Origin of the sequence: uncultured Algibacter sp. (assembly GCF_947490405.1) — a bacterium.
In the GTDB taxonomy this organism is placed as follows: domain Bacteria; phylum Bacteroidota; class Bacteroidia; order Flavobacteriales; family Flavobacteriaceae; genus Algibacter_B.
Genome location: NZ_CANLGU010000005.1, coordinates 74,046 through 92,528 on the forward strand (window position 1 = coordinate 74,046; position 18,483 = coordinate 92,528).

General features: G+C 30.7%; 17 protein-coding genes. 8 read left to right on the forward strand and 9 right to left on the reverse strand.

Features of this window, described 5'->3' with window-relative positions; all coding sequences use genetic code 11:
• Positions 1 to 10 precede the first annotated feature (10 nt).
• The 5 genes from Q0772_RS11790 to Q0772_RS11810 all read right to left on the reverse strand — a co-directional run bounded on the left by Q0772_RS11790 (position 11) and on the right by Q0772_RS11810 (position 5,157).
• On the reverse strand, positions 11 to 841 hold the full coding sequence (locus Q0772_RS11790) for a mechanosensitive ion channel domain-containing protein (RefSeq protein WP_298344855.1): 831 nt from the start codon (positions 839 to 841) through the stop codon (positions 11 to 13).
• A 4-nt stretch (positions 842 to 845) separates the two neighbouring features.
• On the reverse strand, positions 846 to 2,153 hold the full coding sequence (locus Q0772_RS11795; RefSeq protein ID WP_298344858.1) for an ABC transporter permease: 1,308 nt from the start codon (positions 2,151 to 2,153) through the stop codon (positions 846 to 848).
• 3 nt (positions 2,154 to 2,156) lie between these two features.
• Positions 2,157 to 3,083, reverse strand: a complete 927-nt coding sequence (locus tag Q0772_RS11800) for an ATP-binding cassette domain-containing protein (protein WP_298344861.1) — start codon at positions 3,081 to 3,083, stop codon at positions 2,157 to 2,159.
• 397 nt (positions 3,084 to 3,480) lie between these two features.
• Positions 3,481 to 4,599: a molecular chaperone DnaJ gene (gene dnaJ / locus Q0772_RS11805; protein WP_298344866.1), complete on the reverse strand. Its 1,119-nt coding sequence runs from the start codon at positions 4,597 to 4,599 to the stop codon at positions 3,481 to 3,483.
• Between the two features lie 9 nt (positions 4,600 to 4,608).
• Entirely contained in the window at positions 4,609 to 5,157 is a 549-nt protein-coding gene (locus Q0772_RS11810; protein ID WP_298344869.1) for a nucleotide exchange factor GrpE, read from the reverse strand.
• Positions 5,158 to 5,329: 172 nt separating this feature from the next.
• On the opposite strand from Q0772_RS11810, the gene Q0772_RS11815 reads away from it, so the two are divergent.
• Positions 5,330 to 5,983 carry a YceI family protein gene (locus Q0772_RS11815; protein ID WP_298344872.1) on the forward strand — a complete coding sequence of 218 codons (654 nt, stop codon included), beginning with the start codon at positions 5,330 to 5,332 and terminating at the stop codon, positions 5,981 to 5,983.
• A gap of 158 nt (positions 5,984 to 6,141) precedes the next feature.
• Positions 6,142 to 6,888, forward strand: coding sequence for a leucine-rich repeat domain-containing protein (locus Q0772_RS11820; protein ID WP_298344876.1), 747 nt, complete (start codon positions 6,142 to 6,144; stop codon positions 6,886 to 6,888).
• 139 nt (positions 6,889 to 7,027) lie between these two features.
• Here the strand turns inward: Q0772_RS11820 and Q0772_RS11825 are convergent, their stop codons facing one another.
• From Q0772_RS11825 to Q0772_RS11835, 3 genes are all read right to left on the reverse strand, one after another.
• On the reverse strand, positions 7,028 to 7,933 hold the full coding sequence (locus Q0772_RS11825) for a TIGR01777 family oxidoreductase (RefSeq protein ID WP_298344879.1): 906 nt from the start codon (positions 7,931 to 7,933) through the stop codon (positions 7,028 to 7,030).
• 147 nt (positions 7,934 to 8,080) lie between these two features.
• A complete protein-coding gene (mnmD, locus tag Q0772_RS11830; RefSeq protein WP_298344883.1) occupies positions 8,081 to 8,785 on the reverse strand; it encodes a tRNA (5-methylaminomethyl-2-thiouridine)(34)-methyltransferase MnmD in 705 nt (234 codons plus the stop codon).
• 161 nt (positions 8,786 to 8,946) lie between these two features.
• Positions 8,947 to 9,450: a DUF4920 domain-containing protein gene (locus Q0772_RS11835; protein WP_298344886.1), complete on the reverse strand. Its 504-nt coding sequence runs from the start codon at positions 9,448 to 9,450 to the stop codon at positions 8,947 to 8,949.
• A gap of 94 nt (positions 9,451 to 9,544) precedes the next feature.
• On the opposite strand from Q0772_RS11835, the gene Q0772_RS11840 reads away from it, so the two are divergent.
• Complete coding sequence (locus tag Q0772_RS11840) at positions 9,545 to 10,612, forward strand: branched-chain amino acid aminotransferase (protein ID WP_298344888.1); 1,068 nt, start codon at positions 9,545 to 9,547, stop codon at positions 10,610 to 10,612.
• A gap of 240 nt (positions 10,613 to 10,852) precedes the next feature.
• A complete protein-coding gene (locus tag Q0772_RS11845; protein ID WP_298344893.1) occupies positions 10,853 to 11,923 on the forward strand; it encodes a hypothetical protein in 1,071 nt (356 codons plus the stop codon).
• Between the two features lie 62 nt (positions 11,924 to 11,985).
• On the opposite strand, the gene Q0772_RS11850 is transcribed toward Q0772_RS11845, so the two are convergent.
• Positions 11,986 to 12,372, reverse strand: a complete 387-nt coding sequence (locus Q0772_RS11850) for a nucleoside triphosphate pyrophosphohydrolase family protein (RefSeq protein WP_298344895.1) — start codon at positions 12,370 to 12,372, stop codon at positions 11,986 to 11,988.
• Positions 12,373 to 12,786: 414 nt separating this feature from the next.
• Here Q0772_RS11850 and Q0772_RS11860 point away from each other — a divergent pair, with 414 nt between their 5' ends.
• From Q0772_RS11860 to Q0772_RS11875, 4 genes are all read left to right on the forward strand, one after another.
• On the forward strand, positions 12,787 to 13,308 hold the full coding sequence (locus tag Q0772_RS11860) for a hypothetical protein (protein ID WP_298344901.1): 522 nt from the start codon (positions 12,787 to 12,789) through the stop codon (positions 13,306 to 13,308).
• A 9-nt stretch (positions 13,309 to 13,317) separates the two neighbouring features.
• Entirely contained in the window at positions 13,318 to 15,195 is a 1,878-nt protein-coding gene (locus tag Q0772_RS11865) for an ATP-binding protein (protein ID WP_298344904.1), read from the forward strand.
• The gene (locus tag Q0772_RS11870) at positions 15,192 to 15,815 is read left to right on the forward strand and encodes a response regulator transcription factor (protein WP_298344907.1); all 624 of its coding nucleotides are present in this window, start codon (positions 15,192 to 15,194) and stop codon (positions 15,813 to 15,815) included. The genes Q0772_RS11865 and Q0772_RS11870 overlap by 4 nt, the downstream gene beginning before the upstream one ends.
• 442 nt (positions 15,816 to 16,257) lie before the next feature.
• Complete coding sequence (locus Q0772_RS11875; RefSeq protein WP_298344911.1) at positions 16,258 to 18,474, forward strand: T9SS type A sorting domain-containing protein; 2,217 nt, start codon at positions 16,258 to 16,260, stop codon at positions 18,472 to 18,474.
• The last annotated feature ends 9 nt before the right edge of the window (positions 18,475 to 18,483 follow it).

Sequence of the window (18,483 nt, forward strand, 5' to 3'; positions counted from 1 at the left end):
TTAAATTTAGTTATTGAGGTTTTTGAATAATATGTATATCTCTTTGAGGAAATGGAATGCTAATATTATGCTCTCGGAAGAGTTTATCTATTTCAAAACGCAAGTCGCTTTTTGGTATGGCTCCTTTAAAACTATCATTTAAAGTAAAAACTAGTTTAAACTCTAAGGCACTATCCCCGAAATTTGTAAAAAACACATATGGAGCTGGATGTTTTAAAATCAAATCATGACTGTCGGCTGCCTGTATTAGTATTTTTTTTACCAATTGAACATCAGTACCATAAGCAACTCCTACTGTAACCGATTCGCGTGTGGTAGATCCATTTTGAGTCCAATTATACAAGCTATTTGTTAAGTACAAATGGTGTGGTATTATCAGTACTTTATTATCAATAGTTACAGCCCTTGTTGTTCTTAATTTAACTTCATCAACTCGACCTATTTTCCCATCTATTTCAATAATATCTCCAACATGAATGGTTTGATCAATTAAAATTAAAACACCTGCAATAATATCCTGAAATAAGGTTTGTAATGCTAAACCAACACCAATTAAGAGTGCTGCTGATGCTGCAAAAACTGCTGTAACATTAACGCCTATACCATGAAAGGTTATTAATAATATTACCAAATAAACAATCCATTTCCCGTAACCAAATAGTATTTTAAATTTTGCTTTATCATCGTTTGGAAGTCTTCTGGTTAGTATCCTTCTAAAAAGATTCAGAAAAATGGATGTTAAAAAAATTACTGTAATTACCAATAACAAACCCTTAACCGAAATACTGATACCATCAGTAAAATTAAATGTGTAATTAAGTATGCTTTTTAGTTTTTCCATAATATTAATACCTTATCCATTTCATCAACTCTTTATAACTAGGTTTCTTTCCATACATTAAGATACCTACACGATATATTTTTGCAGCAAACCAAACGGTGAACATAAACGATCCTACTAAGATAAGTAAAGATAGTGCTTGTTGCCAAAGCGGAACTCCAAACGGAATTCTCATAAGCATAACTACGGGAGATGTTAAAGGTATAAATGAAAATACCGTTGAAACCGTCCCATGCGGGTCTTCAATTACTGTAAATATCCCGATGTAAACCGCAAGAATAAGAGGCATAATTATGGGCAACATAAACTGTTGTGTATCGGTTTCATTGTCTACTGCAGCTCCAATAGCAGCATATAACGAACTATATAGTAAATAACCACTTATAAAAAATAAAATAAACGCAATAATTAAATTAACGAGTGGTAAACTCCAAAATGCAATTTTTAAAGATTCGATATCAAAATTGAATCCATTTAAAGATTGTTGCATAATCTCTTGTTGTGGCGTCTGAGTTTCAAACAAATTTATGCCAATAACTAAAGAGACAATTAACATTAAAAAGCCACCAAGAATAATCCATATTACCAGTTGTGTAATTCCTGCTAATGAAGTTCCAATAATTTTCCCCAGCATTAATTGTACAGGTTTTACAGAAGAAATAATAACCTCAATAATTCTACTTGTTTTCTCTTCAATAACACTACGCATAATCATATTACCATAAATAATGATGAACATAAATAGCAAATAACCGGCTGCACATCCAAAAATAAGTTTAACTATACTATCTACTTTTGATGTTTTTTCACCTGCAAAACTCTCTTGAGTAATATCAATATTAACTTTAGTTGATTTTAGTGTTTCAACATCTATACCTTTGTTAGCTCTATTTCTTAAAGTTAACTCTGATTGAATTTCGTATTCTATATCTGAGATTAAAGTAATAGATGGTGATTCTTCCGAATAAAAAGTAAAATCTTTTGAACTTGGTTTTCTTTCTGAAAAATTGCGAATATGTAATAAGCCATAACCTTCTGATTCTTTAACCAATTCTTTGGCATCTTCCAGAGTCATTTCTGGCAATACATTATAAGAGGTGTTTTCAGATTTTTTTAATGTATTTTCAATTAAACCTGACTCATCTAATACAGAAATAACTCTAACCTTATCACTATTTACTTGCGATAAATAAGCAACTACAGCTATCAGCGTAATAAATATTATAGGACTCAAAAAAGTCATTATAATAAACGATTTGTTTTTAACTTTCGTTAAATATTCTCGTTTTATAATAAGTGGTAAATGGTTCATAAATTAATTATTCTTAACCGCTTGAATAAAAATATCGTTAACACTTGGTATGAGTTCAACAAAATGAGACACCTCTCCCTTGTTAGTTAAATAATTTAATAATCTATTAGGGCTTTCATTTTGTTGAAGCTTAATATTTAGCTTCAACTCATCTTCTAAACTTCTAAAACTAGCTTTAGAAACACTAAATTTTTCGGATAGTTCTTTTTCTAACTCAAAGTTATTGTTGGTTCTAATTCCAACTTCATAAGTATTTATTTTGTATTGCCGCTTAACATCAACTAATTTACCATCTAAGATTTTATTCGACTTATTAATTAATGCAATGTCATCACATAACTCCTCTACAGACTCCATTCTGTGTGTAGAAAAAATAACGGTGGCTCCATTTTCTCTTAATCTTAAGATTTCATCTTTTATTAAATTAGCATTTATAGGATCAAATCCAGAAAAAGGTTCATCAAAAATCAATAATTTGGGCTCATGAAGTACGGTAACAACAAATTGTATTTTTTGAGCCATCCCTTTAGAGAGCTCTTGAATTTTTTTGTTCCACCAGTCTCCTATTTCAAGTCGCTCAAACCAATATTTTAAACGTGTTTTTGCTTCTGCTTTACTTAACCCTTTTAATTGCGCCAAATAAATAGCCTGTTCCCCTACCTTCATAGACTTGTATAAACCACGTTCTTCAGGTAAATATCCGATATCTTTAATATGATTTTGATTCAGCAATTCGCCAGCTAACCGTACTGATCCAGAATCTGGTATTGTAATTTGGTTTATAATTCGAATAAGTGTTGTTTTTCCTGCGCCATTAGGCCCTAACAACCCAAAAATACTACCTTGTGGTATATTTACAGAAACATCATTTAAAGCCCTAAAATCTCCAAAATATTTTGAAACATTTTTAACTTCAAGTAGGTTATTCATACTATATTTTTATTTCACTAGTAATTTGTAAATATATTAAATGTTTAAGGTAGATACTTAATGCATTGAGAATAAATATAATTTAAAAAATCAGGATTAGAGACTTGTAATACAAAAGTATTCCCTTATAAATTCTAAACAATATTAACTTTCAGTTTTAAGTTCACCTGAAAGTCTTGTGATAATAAAATACTCTAAAAAAACAAAACCCACCCTTAATAAATTAAGGATGGGAAAAAAATTGCTATGAAAAAGAAAAATTACCACTAATATAAATTAGTGATATTCAAATATAGTTTTTTTTTCAATACTAATAGCAAAACTATTAAATATCTTGTGATTTTAAATCAAAAAATCCGCCTTGAAAAGCGGATTTCTCATTTTTGTTATCTTCTTTTTACGAAAACATGTCTTTTACTTTCTCAAAGAAAGATTTGTCTGAACTTTCTGGTTTAGGCGAGAAATGCTCGTCTTCTTGCATGGATTCAAAGAATTCTTTTTGTTGTTTATTTAACGTTTTAGGTGTCCAAACATTTACATGCACTAATAAATCTCCTTTTCCATAGCCATTTATACTTGGAATTCCTTTTCCGCGTAAGCGCAAAATCTTACCAGATTGCACACCAGCTTCAACTTTAATTCTCACTTTACCTGTTACAGTATCAATCTCTTTTGATGTTCCTAAGACAGCTTCAGGGAAACTTACATATAAATCGTAATGTAAATTATCACCTTCACGTTGTAATTTATCGTGTTCCTCCTCTTCTATAACTACTATTAAATCTCCAGAAATTCCATTACCAGGAGCTTCATTCCCTTTTCCTGATACTTTAAGTTGCATACCATCAACAACACCCGCAGGTATTTTTATAGATACCGTTTCTTCAGCAACTTTTAAACCTTGTGCATCAGCATCACTAGGTTTTTTATCAATGGTTTGTCCAGCTCCTCCACAAACATTACACGGAGAAGATGTTTGCATTCTACCCAAAATGGTGTTAGCCACACGAGTTACTTGTCCAGACCCGTTACAGGTAGCACAAGTTTTATAAGTAGTTCCTGGGGCTTGAACTTTACGTTTTACTTTAACTTTCTTTTCAACACCATTGGCAATTTCTTCCAAAGTAAGTTTAACACGAATACGTAGGTTGCTGCCCTTTACACGACGTTGACCACCGCCACCGCCAAAACCAGAAAAACCACCACCAAAACCGCCGCCGCCAAAAATATCACCAAACTGACTGAATATGTCATCCATATTCATACCGCCGCCGCCAAAACCACCACCATTTTCAAAGGCTTGATGCCCATACTGATCGTAACGTGCCTTTTTATTATCATCGCTTAAAATCTCATAAGCTTCAGCCGCTTCTTTAAATTTTGCTTCGGCAGTTTTATCATCAGGGTTTTTATCTGGATGAAACTCAATCGCTTTTTTTCTGTAAGCTTTTTTTATTTCAGCAGCACTTGCACCTTTGCTAATCCCTAATATTTCGTAATAATCTCTTTTAGCCATATCTTAATTTTATTGCCCTATAACTACTTTTGGGAAACGAATAATTTTTTCGCCCAAAACATATCCTTTTTCAACAATATCGATAATTTTACCTTTCATGTCATCACTTGGCGCTGGTATTTGCGTAATAGCCTCATGATTATCCGCATTAAACGTTTCACCTTTATTCACTTCCATAGGCTTTAGTCCTTTTTGCTCTAAGGTTTTTATTAATTTTTGATAAATTAATAACACGCCTTTACGCAACTCTTCAGCTTCTTTATCTTCTTCAATATGAGTTAATGCACGCTCAAAATCATCAAGAACTGGAAGTAATGTTTTCATAACATCTTCACTAGCTGTTGAAAATAATTCTATACGCTCTTTAGCTGTACGCCTCTTATAATTTTCAAACTCAGCAAACAAGCGTAGAAATTTATCTTTTTCTTGCTTTAATTCACCTTCAAGTTTTTCTTCTTTGGTCTGTTCTTCAACAGCTTGCTCCTCAACCTCAACAGTTTCTGTTTGTGTTGCTTCTACAACTTCTTTTTCTATATCTTTCTTATCTTTTTTACTCATGGTAAATCCAATTTATTTCAATCTCAATTTAAGTTGGCAAAAGTACTGCCAATATTGTAAAAATGTCATAATGTCATTAAAAACTTTTAACAAAATTTTGTTTAACATTTTAAGAAACTAATAGAACAATTTGTTTAATTTTACATTTTAACCATAAAACACTTTAATTATTATGAAAAATATTTTTTCTACTACATTATTAATAGCTTTTGTTTGCTTACAGTTAACGAGTTGTAAAGACAAAGCTAAAGAAGCTACTACAACAGCTGCGGAAGAAGTTGAAGAAACTGTAAATGCAGAATCTTACAGTGTAAATGCTGATGCTTCTACTATTGAATGGAAGGGTTTTAAACCTACTGGATCTCACAATGGAACTATTGCTATTGAAAACGGTGTATTAGAAATAGCCAACGGAAAAATTGTTGGTGGTACTTTCTTAATTGATATGAATTCTATTGTGGTAACAGATATACCTGCAGAAGAAAAAGGAAATGCAAAACTTGCTGGACATTTAAAAAGTGCCGACTTTTTTGATGTTGAAAACCACCCAAGTGCTGGCTTTACCATTACAGGTTTGGAAGTTGTTGAAGGTAAAACAATGCTTTCTGGAAACTTATCGCTTAAAGATGCTAAGAACAATGTAACATTTCCAGTAACTGTAAATAATGACAACGGAACCATAACACTTACCAGCGAAACGTTTACTATTGACAGAAGTAAGTGGAATGTAAAATATGGCTCAAAATCTTTCTTTGATAATTTAGGTGATAAATTTATTAATGATGATATGGAATTAAAAGTTATGGTTAAGGCTGCTAAGGCTTAATTGATAAATTATATTTTTTACAAAAACCACCTTAAAAATAAGGTGGTTTTTTTTTTAATAAACTTGACTTTGTAAAAATTTTCACCTAAATTCGTTTAACGTCGGATATAAGCCATTACATAACGGCACATATCCGTAAAAACATTATCTCTCATTAGATGCAACTAACAGAAGAACAAATAAAAAAAGGATATTGGTACTTTAACCGAACTGATAATTTTCCGCCAAATGGAAAGTTACTTGAAGAATATAATGGAGAAGAAAAATTGAATTTGATATGTTCAAAAGGCAATGAAAGTTACACTCAAACTAAAAAACGTGAGAATTCATACATAACTGACATCCCGAAAACACTAGATAATGTTAAAGTACTTTGGGTTTACAGTATTAAACAAGAAACCTTTGATGTAATAAGCGGACTAAAAAATCTTGAATCGCTTTGTGTTCATTCAAACCGAATAACTGACTTATCAGCTTTATCAAATTTGAAAAAGTTAAAACATCTTGGTTTATTGAGCTTAACTAAAATTGACGACATTAAACCAATTTGCAAATTAAGAGGTCTTCAAACTTTGATGATAGAGAATTTTAAAAAAGTAACAGATTTTAGCCAACTTTCTGAATTGACTGAATTACGTGGATTACAAATTGATGGTGATATGTATACAGCTCAGATTATAGAGAACTTTGATTTTCTTAATTCATTAGCTGATTTAAAGTACTTGACCTTCACAAATTCGAGAGGAAAAACTAAAAATTTTGATGCAATATCTAAATTGTCAAATCTCGAAATGATACAAAGCTCAACTAATTATCCAAAAAAGGAATTCCAAAAATTACGCGGAATGAAAAGTTTAAAATATATTGGAGGTAACATTGAACCTCTGATAAATAACGAGAGATAACAATGTGTATAATTCATTGCTAGTAAAGGCTTACTTACGAAAATTCCGCTGGAATTTTCTACCTGTGATTATTTGCTAACTTTAGTGCTTAAACACGCAACGAAATCATACACAAGACCGTTAAACGAACCTCCAAAAATCACTCCAACAAACTCTTCAAAGCAGGTTCCAAACAATTATATTCAAAAAGAAAACCTTTATTTTCTATGGTTTTAGAACTTACTCGTTGGCTTTCAAACAATATAATATGCATTTCGCCTAAAACGAGTTTCATTAAAAACTTAGGAATATTAGGCATAAACAAGGGTTTATTTAAAACACTTGCAGTGGTTTTTGTTAACTCTGTATTTGTTACAGGGTTTGGAGCAACACCATTATAAATACCTTCAATCTTATTTTGTAATAGATAAACAAACATGTTTGACAAATCTTGAATATGAATCCAAGACTGCCACTGCTTTCCAGAGCCAAAAGCAGCTCCTAAACCTAACTTAATAGGTTTTACAATTTCTTTTAATGCGCCACCTTTTTCAGATAAAACTAAACCAATTCTTATTTTGGAAACGGCAATATTGAGTTTTGAAAATTCATCTACGGCTTGTTCCCAAACGGAAACGACTTGCCCTAAAAAGGAGGAATTGATTTCGTTATGTGTTTGATCGTAATAATTAGTTAATGAGTCTGGATAAATACCAATAGCGCTGGCTGAAACTACTTGTTGTACTTTATGTTCTATATTTTTAAGTGTATTAATTAATAAAGCCTTGGTTTCAGTTCTGCTCGAAATAACTTGTTTTTTATAACTGGATGTCCAACGCTTTGAAATTGTAGCTCCTGCTAAATGGATTATAGCATCTACATCTTTAAAGCAGTTTTTGTCAATTTCATTATTTTTAGGATTCCAATAAAACCCTTTATAATTTTCTTGTTGAGATATTTTAGATTTACTAGTGCTTAGGTAATTAACTTTAATATCTTTTTCATGGCAGCGTTTAACAATTTCTTGTCCGATTAAACCTGTAGCTCCTGTTATTAAAACTCGCATTTTCTTTTTTTTATAAAGTTACGGAATGATAAATAGCCTAACTAAGGTTTTAGCTAAGGTTTAACAGATTCTTTAAGACAAAAAACAAACACAGGAATATAAGTTATTCAAACTTCTTTGATAGCTCTAAGCATTTAGCTAAACATTTTATTTCTTTAGAGTCTCTAAATGTTTTATTGCCCTCAACATTTCTCGTTTTCCTGGTGGCCCAGGAAGTCTTTCTACTGTAAACCCAACTGCTTGCATTGCTCTACGCACGCTTCCTTTTGCTGAATAGGTTACCAAAACTCCATTTGGCTTTAGCGCTTTAAACATGATTTTAAATATAGCTTCTGTCCATAACTCGGGTTGTACTCTGGCTCCAAAGGCATCAAAATATATAATATTATGTACTTCTGAATCTTTGATTTCTGAAAAGAATTGCTTTTGTTTTATTAATATAAAGTTGTTATTTATTTGATGTTTTTCTTCCCATGATACATCGTGAAGTTTTTGAAAGTCTGTTTCGTTTTTTTTTGCTTTTAAAGCATCAATATAATTCAAGGCTTTAATTTCATCTTCTGAAACGGGATACGCTTCTACGCCTTTATAGTTTATACTTAATTTTAGTTTTTGTGCTTCTAAAAGGGTTATGAAAGCGTTGAGACCTGTACCGAAACCAATTTCTAGTATTGTAATATCTTTTTGTGATTCTTCGCTTTGCTCTGAATGATAATAATGGTGCAACCCATGCTTTATAAAAACATGATACGCTTCTTGAATGGCTCCGTGTTTGGAATGGTATTGCTCATTCCAGTCTGGGAGGTGTATGGTTGTAGAACCGTCTGCGGTTTGTATTATTTCGCGTTTCATTAATTTTTAATTGCTTTTACAAATGACCCCAAGCGCTTTTTAGTTGTTTGACTTTGGCGTATGTGCGCGCTAGGGATTGTAGTGGATAGCTTTTGGCGAGGCGTGCATCGAGCCAAAACTTGTAACGGAAAGCCCGACCCTTGGGTAGCGCCCAAATAATTTTATTGGGCTACCAAAACGCCATCGGCCTCAAAAGAATACGTGCGTTTGGGTTTAATAATTGCAGCTATTTCTTCGGGAGATTTTCCTGCATCTTCTGCGTAATGTTGCTGCTCATCAACCGACACCTCTTTTACATAGGCTTTACCATTTATAATTACCTCTTTGCCAGCGATATCTTTGGGTACAAAAAAACCATAATCTTTAAATTTCACCATAACCTCGCTACTATCGTCTAAACTTAAACGCATCCAGCAGCCTTTAGCTTGACAAACATTGTTGACTTTGGCTATCATTTTAGAATTTATACTATCTCCTGATGCCATAGTTTTGTAATGAGCTGCCATAGATTTGGCTTCTATGGCATCATTAGCAATAATTTCTTTACCGAATGAGGCGTATTTTGTTTTCTCTGTTTCTGTTTGGTTTTTAGTTACTTCTTGACTTTTGTTTTTACAAGAATTTAACATCAAAATACATATTATTGCTAAGCTTATTGACTTCATGGTATAAATATTTCAATTTTAATCGATTTATGTAAATATACCGCTTTTTTAAAAACGTTTTTAGTTAAATTTGTAATGTAAAATAACGAGACTTATGAACGCTATAATCAATGATATTGAGATTGTAAGGGCTAAAACCTCGAAAATCAACGACGTAGATTTTGATAATTTGAAATTTGGGCATGTTTTCTCTGATCATATGCTAGAATGTAATTTTAAAAATGGTAAGTGGGAAGCACCAAAAGTGATTCCTTATCAACCTATTACCTTGGAACCTTCTGCCAAAATTTTTCATTATGGGCAGTCTATTTTTGAAGGCATGAAGGCTTACAAAGATGCAGATGAGAATGTCTGGTTATTTCGTCCGTTAGAAAATTTTAAACGATTGAATATTTCTTCGAAGCGTTTGGCAATTCCTGAATTACCAGAAAACTATTTTATGGATGGTTTAAAGGCTTTATTAGAAGTAGATAAAGATTGGATTCCAAGAAAAGATGGAAGTTCCTTATATATAAGACCATTTGTTTTTGCTTCTGGTCAAGGATTCCATGCATCTCCTGCTGATGCATATAAATTTATTATTTGTACGGCGCCTTCTGGAGCTTATTTTGCAGGTGAAGTTAGGGTTTTAATTGAAGAAAAATATTCGCGTTCTGCAAATGGTGGTGTTGGTTTTGCTAAGGCTGGTGGTAATTATGCTGGACAATTTTATCCTACACAATTAGCTATTAAAAAAGGCTACCAACAAGTAATTTGGACAGACGATAATACCCACGAGTATATTGAAGAGGCTGGTGCTATGAATATTTTTGTTCGTATTGATGATACACTAATTACAGGGCCTACCAGTGATAGAATTCTTGATGGTATTACTCGAAAAAGTATTATTGAGCTTGCTAAAGCTGAAGGTATTAATGTTGAAGTTAGAAAAATAACGGTTAGTGAGGTTGTTGAGGCTGCTAAAAACGGATCGCTTAAAGAGATGTTTGGTGCAGGAACTGCTGCAGTGATTTCTCCTATTGCTGGCTTTGGTTTTAAGGATGCCGATTATGAGTTACCAAAACTTGATGATACGTATGCTAGCTATTTGAAAAAACGTATTACCGATATACAAACTAATAAGGCCAAAGACCCTTTTGGGTGGCGTTATGAAGTTTCATAGTATAGTTAGAAAAAAGAGAGAGCTGTTTTAGCTCTCTCTTTTTTTAAATACATTGATGTGTCACCCAGTTTATGGCATTTTCGTATTGTATTTGGATTTAAATACTACAAACAGAGCACCGTTACTATAGTTTTTATCGATAAACTACTCTAATTTTATTGTTTATAGACAGATAAATAAGAAAATTCATTCAGTAATTTATATTTTTTTTAAGTTTGCGTATTAACAAAAAACAAACTTATGAATTTTTTTAAAAGTACTCTCTTAATTACCGCTATTGCATGTTTTACTTTTTCATGTAGCAGTAGCGATGATAACTCATCTGACTCTAAAGATGAATTAGCCCAAGAACAAAATGAAACAGAAAATAGAGTAATTCCTACTTCTGAATTAGAAAGTGGTATTCGAATTGATGGCTCAACATCTGAACTCGGAACACCTCCTTCTCCAAACGGAAAATTAGATTTTCAGATAAATACTGAAAAACAAGAAGCGTTTCAAGAGGCTGGTCTGGATATTAAATTTTCTACTCTAGATGATATTGAAGGCGTATATATCTTGTTTCAGGATAGTGATGGTAATAAACTGGAAAACTATCTAGATGTTCCATTATCTGCATTGGAAGGTAAAGTAGCTTCAAAAAAACATGCTAAATTATCAAAACAAAACAAAACGTTTAATGAAAACGAATATACAATAGATGTTGATTTTGATAATATTTTACCTGGAACATTTTGCTATGAAATTTGTTTATACGATGAAAGCGGTAACATAAGTGTTATAGAAGAAATCTGTGTAGAAGTAGAAGCTTGGGGAGGAAACTCAGAAATTGTTGGTGAATGGTTATTTGACAGATATGATGAGGATTTTGATGATGAGGATGAAACAGAGGTTAACTGTGAAAATGGGGATACCATAATTGTAAGTTATGTTGGTGAGGAAGATGAAACTTGGATATTAGCTTTAAATGCTGACGGTAGTTACTATGAAACATATGAAGGCTCTGAAGAGTACCTAAATTACGAAGCTACTCAATCTAGTTGTTCTGCTGTCTATAATGAATCAAATTATAACGATAAATATTCTGGAAAATGGGCATACAATGAAGATAAAAAAACACTAACTATTATAGATTTTAAGTATGAGAACTTATTAGACGCTTCTCAAAATGAGACCTATGAAAACGGATCAGTTTACTTTGATGGTACCAATACAAAAGCAAGAGTTATTTCTGGTGAGTTATTTATAACAGATAGTTACTCTGATGGTGATGATAGTTATTCTGACACTTACATTTTTAAAAGAAATTAAAATTATTTTAATTGAAGAGTAAAAAAAAGAGAAGCAAATTGCTTCTCTTTTTTTTACTCTTTTTATTTATCTAAGATAGATTGAATATTTGGTTTAAAATAGTTGGGGCCTTTTAAAACTTTACCATCTTCCCTGTATATAGGTTGACCGTCTTCCCCAAGTTTACTCATGTTGCTTCGTTGAATTTCTTCAAACACTTCTTCAATTTTATGTTGCATACCATGTTCTATTATAGTTCCGCATAAAATGTAAAGCATGTCTCCTAAAGCATCTGCAACCTCAACTAAATCATTATTATTTGCAGCCTCATAATACTCCTCGTTTTCTTCTTTCATTAAGTTGAAACGGAGTTTGTTTTTGTCTTCTCCTAAATCGGCTTTTGGTGTTTCTCTGTGTCCAATTTTAAAAGCAGTATGAAATGCTTTAACAGCTTCAATTTTATTTTTCATTATTATCTATTTGTTATCCCTTAGCAAGATGGGGAATCTCATTAATATTCTATAAATTTGTATAAAAGTAACTATATGTTTAGTAAAGGTCAAATCATTTTTGGAATAATATTTTTTGTAGTCTTTTCAATAATTATAGCTTACACTTACCGGAAAGATTTAAAACTCCACAGACGGTTTTACGCTGGTAGTGTTTGGATTTTAATTGCCTTTATTTCCTTTATATTATTTATTTCTGCTATTAAGTTTTTCTTTAAATAAAACCTTATTTCGGTTTTTTTTGCTTTTAATCTGTGATTTAAGTTTTTAAAACATTGGTTTCATAAATTAATAGATAAATATACCCAATACTAGGTATGTTTTTACAAGCCTCTTTTTTGGAGATTTGTATTATTAACTAATAAACCACTAATTATGAGCAAAAATCAAACTGAAGAAATTGAGTGTAAATCCGAACACTACACTATTGAAGATGATTTTGGTAATCAAGATAACCCAATAAATGGAAATTCTTTATTCGGTGAATTATTTGCGCCATCCGTCAGATTAATTGAAGATATTGAAGTTACAAAATTACATTACATTAAAATTCTTTACCTATCAAATGAAAATACTGTGGTAGATAAAGTATCTATTCAAAGTTTTGAAACACACCAAGACGTTATTAGCATACCAGAAACAAATCTAAATTTAACTCAAAAGCATAAATTATTCAAAATTTGTATTCAGTTAAAAAACAAAGTAGATGGAGCACATCCTGGTAAAAATGTTATTTCGCAAGTTATTATATCAGAGGAAAGTCATAATTCTCTCAAAAAATTATTTGGTAATAAATATGCTGTTTTGGAAACTGTTATAGACCCTGTAGAAGGTGTTTCAAATTTTAGTAGAAGTCCAGGAGACCCAATAGATCCTTACCCACCATTTATGCCTTAATTTGTAAATATGAGTAAAAACATTTTAGTTTTTTTTACTTTAATAATTTTTTCTAGTATTACTAAAGCTCAAGATTTAAATTTTCAAGTGCTTAATGACTCTATTCAATCATTGTTTGGAAGTCGTGATTTTCACAGCGCTAAAATTTTAAATGATAAACTCGTAAGTTTTAAGGATTCTGATGAATCAAATTATTGGGTAAATAAAAACTATTTTATTTACTATTATAAAAATAAGAACTTAGATAGTTGCTCCTATTATATAAAACAAATAAATACTGATAAACTATCAAACCAAAATTTAAATAATTATTATTATGATTTGGCTTATTTATTTAAGAGTAAAAATCAATTAGACTCTTCTGCTTTATATTTTAACAAATCATTGCGTTATTTTGAAAAAGACACAAGCCAATATTCAGCTTACCGAGCAAGGATTTATGCAGGATTATATTCTATATATAGACAAATTTCTGATAATCAGAGACATTTGCATTTTTTAAAAAAGTATTTAAAAGAATCAAAAAAATCTGATAATTCATATTACATAGCCACTGCATATAACAATTTGGCATTGTACTATCAAGAAGAAGACAACACTAAAGTAGCTTTAAACTATTTTCAAAAAGCATTAAATAAATTTCAAGATGGGGCAACCAAAAATAGAGTATATCAAAACATTGGCACTTTATATTTAGACGCATTTAAAAATCAAGATTCAGCTTTATACTATTTCAACAAAGCTAAAAATAACAATAGTTCTAATAGAACATTAGCACATATTGACTATTACATATCAAAAATTCATAAGAGTAAAAGTAGTCACTTAGAAGAAAACATACTTTTAATTAATGCCTTAAGGTTAATAAAAACAGACCCATACGAACCTCTTGAAAGAGACATATATCTAGCCTTAGCAGATAATTATCAAGTCCAGAATGATTTTAAAAATGCTTTCAAATATTATTCAGAATATCATAATATTAATGAAACAATAAAAGAAAAATCAATTGTTGAAAAAATTGAAGATATCCAAACTAAATATGATACTGAAAAAAAAGAAAAAGAAAATTTACTATTAAAAACAAATATTGAAAAAGAACAACAACAAAAACGTGGTTTATTAATTGGCTCGTTAATTATTCTTCTTTTTGGATCTATAACAGCATTCCTAATACAAAAAAACACTAGAAAAAAACAAAAATTAGCAGAACAAGAAAAAACGCTTGAAACCCAAAAACTCGCAACCGTTTTAAAAGAGCAAGAACTCAAGAGTATTGATGCCATGATTGAAGGGCAAGAAAAAGAACGACAACGAATAGCTAACGATTTACATGACGATTTGGGTGGATTAATGGCTACTGTAAAGCTTCATTTTAATGTTTTAAAAGACAAACAAACACCAGAATTATTCGACAAAACTAATAATCTCTTGGATGAGGCTTACAATAAAATACGTGGTATAGCACATGCAAAAAACTCTGGTGTAATTGCTAAACAAGGTTTACTAAAAGCTGTACAAAATATGGCTAATAAGATATCTGTTTCTAATAAAATTACTGTTGATGTTATTGATCATGGATTAGAAAATAGACTTAAAAACAGCTTAGAACTCACCATTTTTAGGATTATTCAAGAATTGATAACTAACGTTATAAAACATGCTGATGCTACAGAAGCAATAATACATTTAACCAATCATGAGGATACATTAAACATTATGATTGAAGACAATGGTAAAGGCTTTAATGTAAGGCAAATAACAACCAAAAACAAAGGCATGGGTATTAGTAGTATTGATAAACGTGTTGAACATTTAAATGGCAACATGACTATTGAGTCTGAACGCAATAAAGGAACAACCATAATAATAGATATACCAACATGATACGATTAGCCATAGCAGAAGATCATCAGTCATTAATTGACGGTATAAAACTCCTTCTAGAATATGAAGATAATATTTCCATTGTTGGTACTGCAAATGATGGTGAAGCTCTTTTAGAAATTGTAAACAAAAAACAACCTAACGTAGTTTTAACTGACATAAGAATGCCAAAAATGGATGGTATACAAGCTACAAAACAAATCAAAAAAAACTACCCTAAAACCAATGTATTGGCATTTACCATGTTCGACCAGGTTGAAGCCATACAACAAATGATTGATGCTGGCGCTTCAGGTTATATTTTAAAAAACTCATCACTTAATGAGGTCCATAATGCGATATTAACTGTTGCAAAAGGCGAAACCTATTTTGATGCCAACATAAATACAAATGCTTTAAACTCTGAATCAAAAAATAAGTCAAAAGGGGTTCTAACTAAGCGACAAATAGAAATTTTAGAACTTATAGGTCAGGGAAAAACATCCAGAGAAATTGCCGATTTACTTTTTATAGGCATTCATACGGTTGATACACATCGTAAAAACATGGTACGTATTTTAGGGCTTCAAGGTAAAGGTGAATTATTACGCTATGCTTTAGAGAAAAAATATAAGTTTTAGAATTTACCTTTTACTGGTAATATTTTAAAAAATATTATTCCATTTAGTGTAATTATTACGCCATTTTTTTATACATAAACCAAATTAAACACATAAGCGTTAACGATAAATATACCCACAAAAAATGATTTAGACATATCTCTCTTTTAAATAAATATCCTGATTTATTCCTTTTTATTCAAATTGAAGGGTTAAAAATGATTCAAGTAATAGTTACATAAGCAAATCCTTATTACTTAAAATTAGATAAATAGTAGATCATTAAAATGGTAATAAGGAAAATCTAACTATCTATATTAATAAAATTAACTAAGCTAATAAAAAACTCAGATTAACTAATTTAATACTCAGTAAGTAAATAAAAATCCCCAGTATTGGGGATTTTTTACTTTTCATCGCTTTTGTAGGTTTACATCTCAATTAATAATTAAAACCATTAAATATGAATCGTTTATTACTATTATTAATAATTTCAATCCTCTCTACCTCTAAAGTTTCTTCTCAAATTCAGTTTATTGAAGACATTCGACTTGGTGCTGATTCAAGTAATCCAAGAGGGTTTATTGAATTTCAAAATAAAGTCTATTTTATTGCTGACAATTCTGCTGGAAATAATAGTATTTTTTCTATTGATATAAACGGCAATGTGACTGAAGCTAATACATTTAATTTTTCTGTAAAGATCCTTAAATTAATTCCATTAAATGACCAACTTTATGCTACAGTAAGGTCAATCATTCAGCCAACTGGTGACTTTTCAGAGCCAGAAATTTGGCGTATAAACTTTTTTGGTGTTGACGAAAGAATTCGCCCTTTTTGCGGGAATTATTTTTTTCATGTTTACGATTCATACATCTTTAACAATGAAGTGTATTTAAGTGCTTCTACAAGTTGTCTAACAAATGGTTTTAAACAGCTTTATAGATATAACGGAACAACTGTTACATTGGTTGAAGCTGTAAATCCTTCAGGAGATTTTAATCCGCAAGATTTTGCAATTCATAATAATGAATTATACTTTCGAGGCTTTACTAGCGAAAATGGTTATGAGTTATACAAGACCAACGGAACATCTGTTTCACTAGCTTATGAGTTCCTTCTAGGACCAAACAGTAGTTTTCCAGTTAGCATGACTTCTTATAACGGATTCTTATACTTTGGTCTTTTAAATGAAACTAGTAATATTCAGCTTTTTAAACTAGAGACATCCTCTTCTACAGCAACAGCCTTTGGTATTATTTTGAATAATGACATGAAAGTTTTTAATAACGAATTATATTATTCTGATCGAAATACTAACACAAACATAAATCAATTAGCAAAGTTAGATACAAATGATAATCGAACGTTCATTACACTTTCTAATCCATCCGAAGATGCTACTGCGATAAACTTTTTTGAGGTACTAAATGGTACTTTATACTTTAATGTATCAAAGCCAAGTACTGGTTATGAATTATATAGATATACTTCTGGAGCATTTGCTCAAATCATAGATGACTATTATTCTGGCAGTGTTGGTTCAAATTCCTTTTACAAATTCGGTTTTAATAATATATTATATTTTGGTGCAAATGACGGAAATGGCTTAGGTATAGAACTTCATAAATATGAGCCCGTAGCAACAACGCAAATTGCAGATCCTAACTTTGAGCAGTTACTAATAAACTTAGGCTTTGACTCTGGTAACATTGACGGTGAAGTACCAACTGCTAACATAGACAACGTTACAGTTTTAGACATACCTAGTTCAAATATTTCTAATATGCCCATTTCTAATCTTGATGGTATTGAAGACTTTACAGATTTAGAAGAGTTTTCTCTATTCCTAAATTCAGTTTCAAATATAGATTTTAGTTCCAATACCAACTTAAAAAAAGTAACTATTTATAATAACCCATTAGTTTCAATAAATCTTACTCAAAATCCATTACTAACAGATTTGATAATTTCAAATACATCTGGTTTAACCTTTAATAATATTGACTTAACACAAAATAGTATCCTTTCATTACTAGACTTAAGCTCTAACAATATTTCAGCTATAAACATCAGTGGTAATCCACAGTTAAAAACATTCCGTATTGGTAATAATCCTATAAATACATTAGAATTATCTCAAAATACTGCTTTAGAAGTTTTAAGCTCATGGTCTACTGGAATATCCAATTTAGATTTGTCAAACCATCCAAATCTAAAAGAGTTGATATCTTACTCTGGAGAGTTAAGCATCCTAAATTTAAAAAATGGCAATAACAATAATCTTAATTCTATTTTTATAACTGATAATCCTAACTTGAGTTGTATTACTGTTGATAATGTAAGTAATGCTCAAAATAATTCTAACTGGATAAAAGATGAAACTACCGTATATAGTTCAAATTGCTCAACATTAGGAATAAATGACATTGAATTAGATGAATCACTATTTTCTTTATCTCCTAACCCAACTAAAGAATTCCTTAAAATAACTTTAAATAATAATTTTGATGATTTTACATCATCTATTTATGATTTAACAGGAAAACTAATTTCTGTTCATAACCACAAAAACAACTCTGACAAAAGAGTTAATGTTTCAAAATTGGAAATTGGGGTTTATTTCATAAATATTAAAATAAATAATAGGTCTACAACTAAACGCTTTATAAAAATTTAACCAATTAAA

What these genes read in the sequence shown, in the direction of transcription:
- Q0772_RS11790 (WP_298344855.1), bottom strand. Translation starts at nt 841, where the DNA reads ATGGAAAAACTAAAAAGCATACTTAATTACACATTTAATTTTACTGAT.
- Q0772_RS11795 (WP_298344858.1), bottom strand. Translation starts at nt 2,153, where the DNA reads ATGAACCATTTACCACTTATTATAAAACGAGAATATTTAACGAAAGTT.
- Q0772_RS11800 (WP_298344861.1), bottom strand. Translation starts at nt 3,083, where the DNA reads ATGAATAACCTACTTGAAGTTAAAAATGTTTCAAAATATTTTGGAGAT.
- dnaJ (WP_298344866.1), bottom strand. Translation starts at nt 4,599, where the DNA reads ATGGCTAAAAGAGATTATTACGAAATATTAGGGATTAGCAAAGGTGCA.
- Q0772_RS11810 (WP_298344869.1), bottom strand. Translation starts at nt 5,157, where the DNA reads ATGAGTAAAAAAGATAAGAAAGATATAGAAAAAGAAGTTGTAGAAGCA.
- Q0772_RS11815 (WP_298344872.1), top strand. Translation starts at nt 5,330, where the DNA reads ATGAAAAATATTTTTTCTACTACATTATTAATAGCTTTTGTTTGCTTA.
- Q0772_RS11820 (WP_298344876.1), top strand. Translation starts at nt 6,142, where the DNA reads ATGCAACTAACAGAAGAACAAATAAAAAAAGGATATTGGTACTTTAAC.
- Q0772_RS11825 (WP_298344879.1), bottom strand. Translation starts at nt 7,933, where the DNA reads ATGCGAGTTTTAATAACAGGAGCTACAGGTTTAATCGGACAAGAAATT.
- mnmD (WP_298344883.1), bottom strand. Translation starts at nt 8,785, where the DNA reads ATGAAACGCGAAATAATACAAACCGCAGACGGTTCTACAACCATACAC.
- Q0772_RS11835 (WP_298344886.1), bottom strand. Translation starts at nt 9,450, where the DNA reads ATGAAGTCAATAAGCTTAGCAATAATATGTATTTTGATGTTAAATTCT.
- Q0772_RS11840 (WP_298344888.1), top strand. Translation starts at nt 9,545, where the DNA reads ATGAACGCTATAATCAATGATATTGAGATTGTAAGGGCTAAAACCTCG.
- Q0772_RS11845 (WP_298344893.1), top strand. Translation starts at nt 10,853, where the DNA reads ATGAATTTTTTTAAAAGTACTCTCTTAATTACCGCTATTGCATGTTTT.
- Q0772_RS11850 (WP_298344895.1), bottom strand. Translation starts at nt 12,372, where the DNA reads ATGAAAAATAAAATTGAAGCTGTTAAAGCATTTCATACTGCTTTTAAA.
- Q0772_RS11860 (WP_298344901.1), top strand. Translation starts at nt 12,787, where the DNA reads ATGAGCAAAAATCAAACTGAAGAAATTGAGTGTAAATCCGAACACTAC.
- Q0772_RS11865 (WP_298344904.1), top strand. Translation starts at nt 13,318, where the DNA reads ATGAGTAAAAACATTTTAGTTTTTTTTACTTTAATAATTTTTTCTAGT.
- Q0772_RS11870 (WP_298344907.1), top strand. Translation starts at nt 15,192, where the DNA reads ATGATACGATTAGCCATAGCAGAAGATCATCAGTCATTAATTGACGGT.
- Q0772_RS11875 (WP_298344911.1), top strand. Translation starts at nt 16,258, where the DNA reads ATGAATCGTTTATTACTATTATTAATAATTTCAATCCTCTCTACCTCT.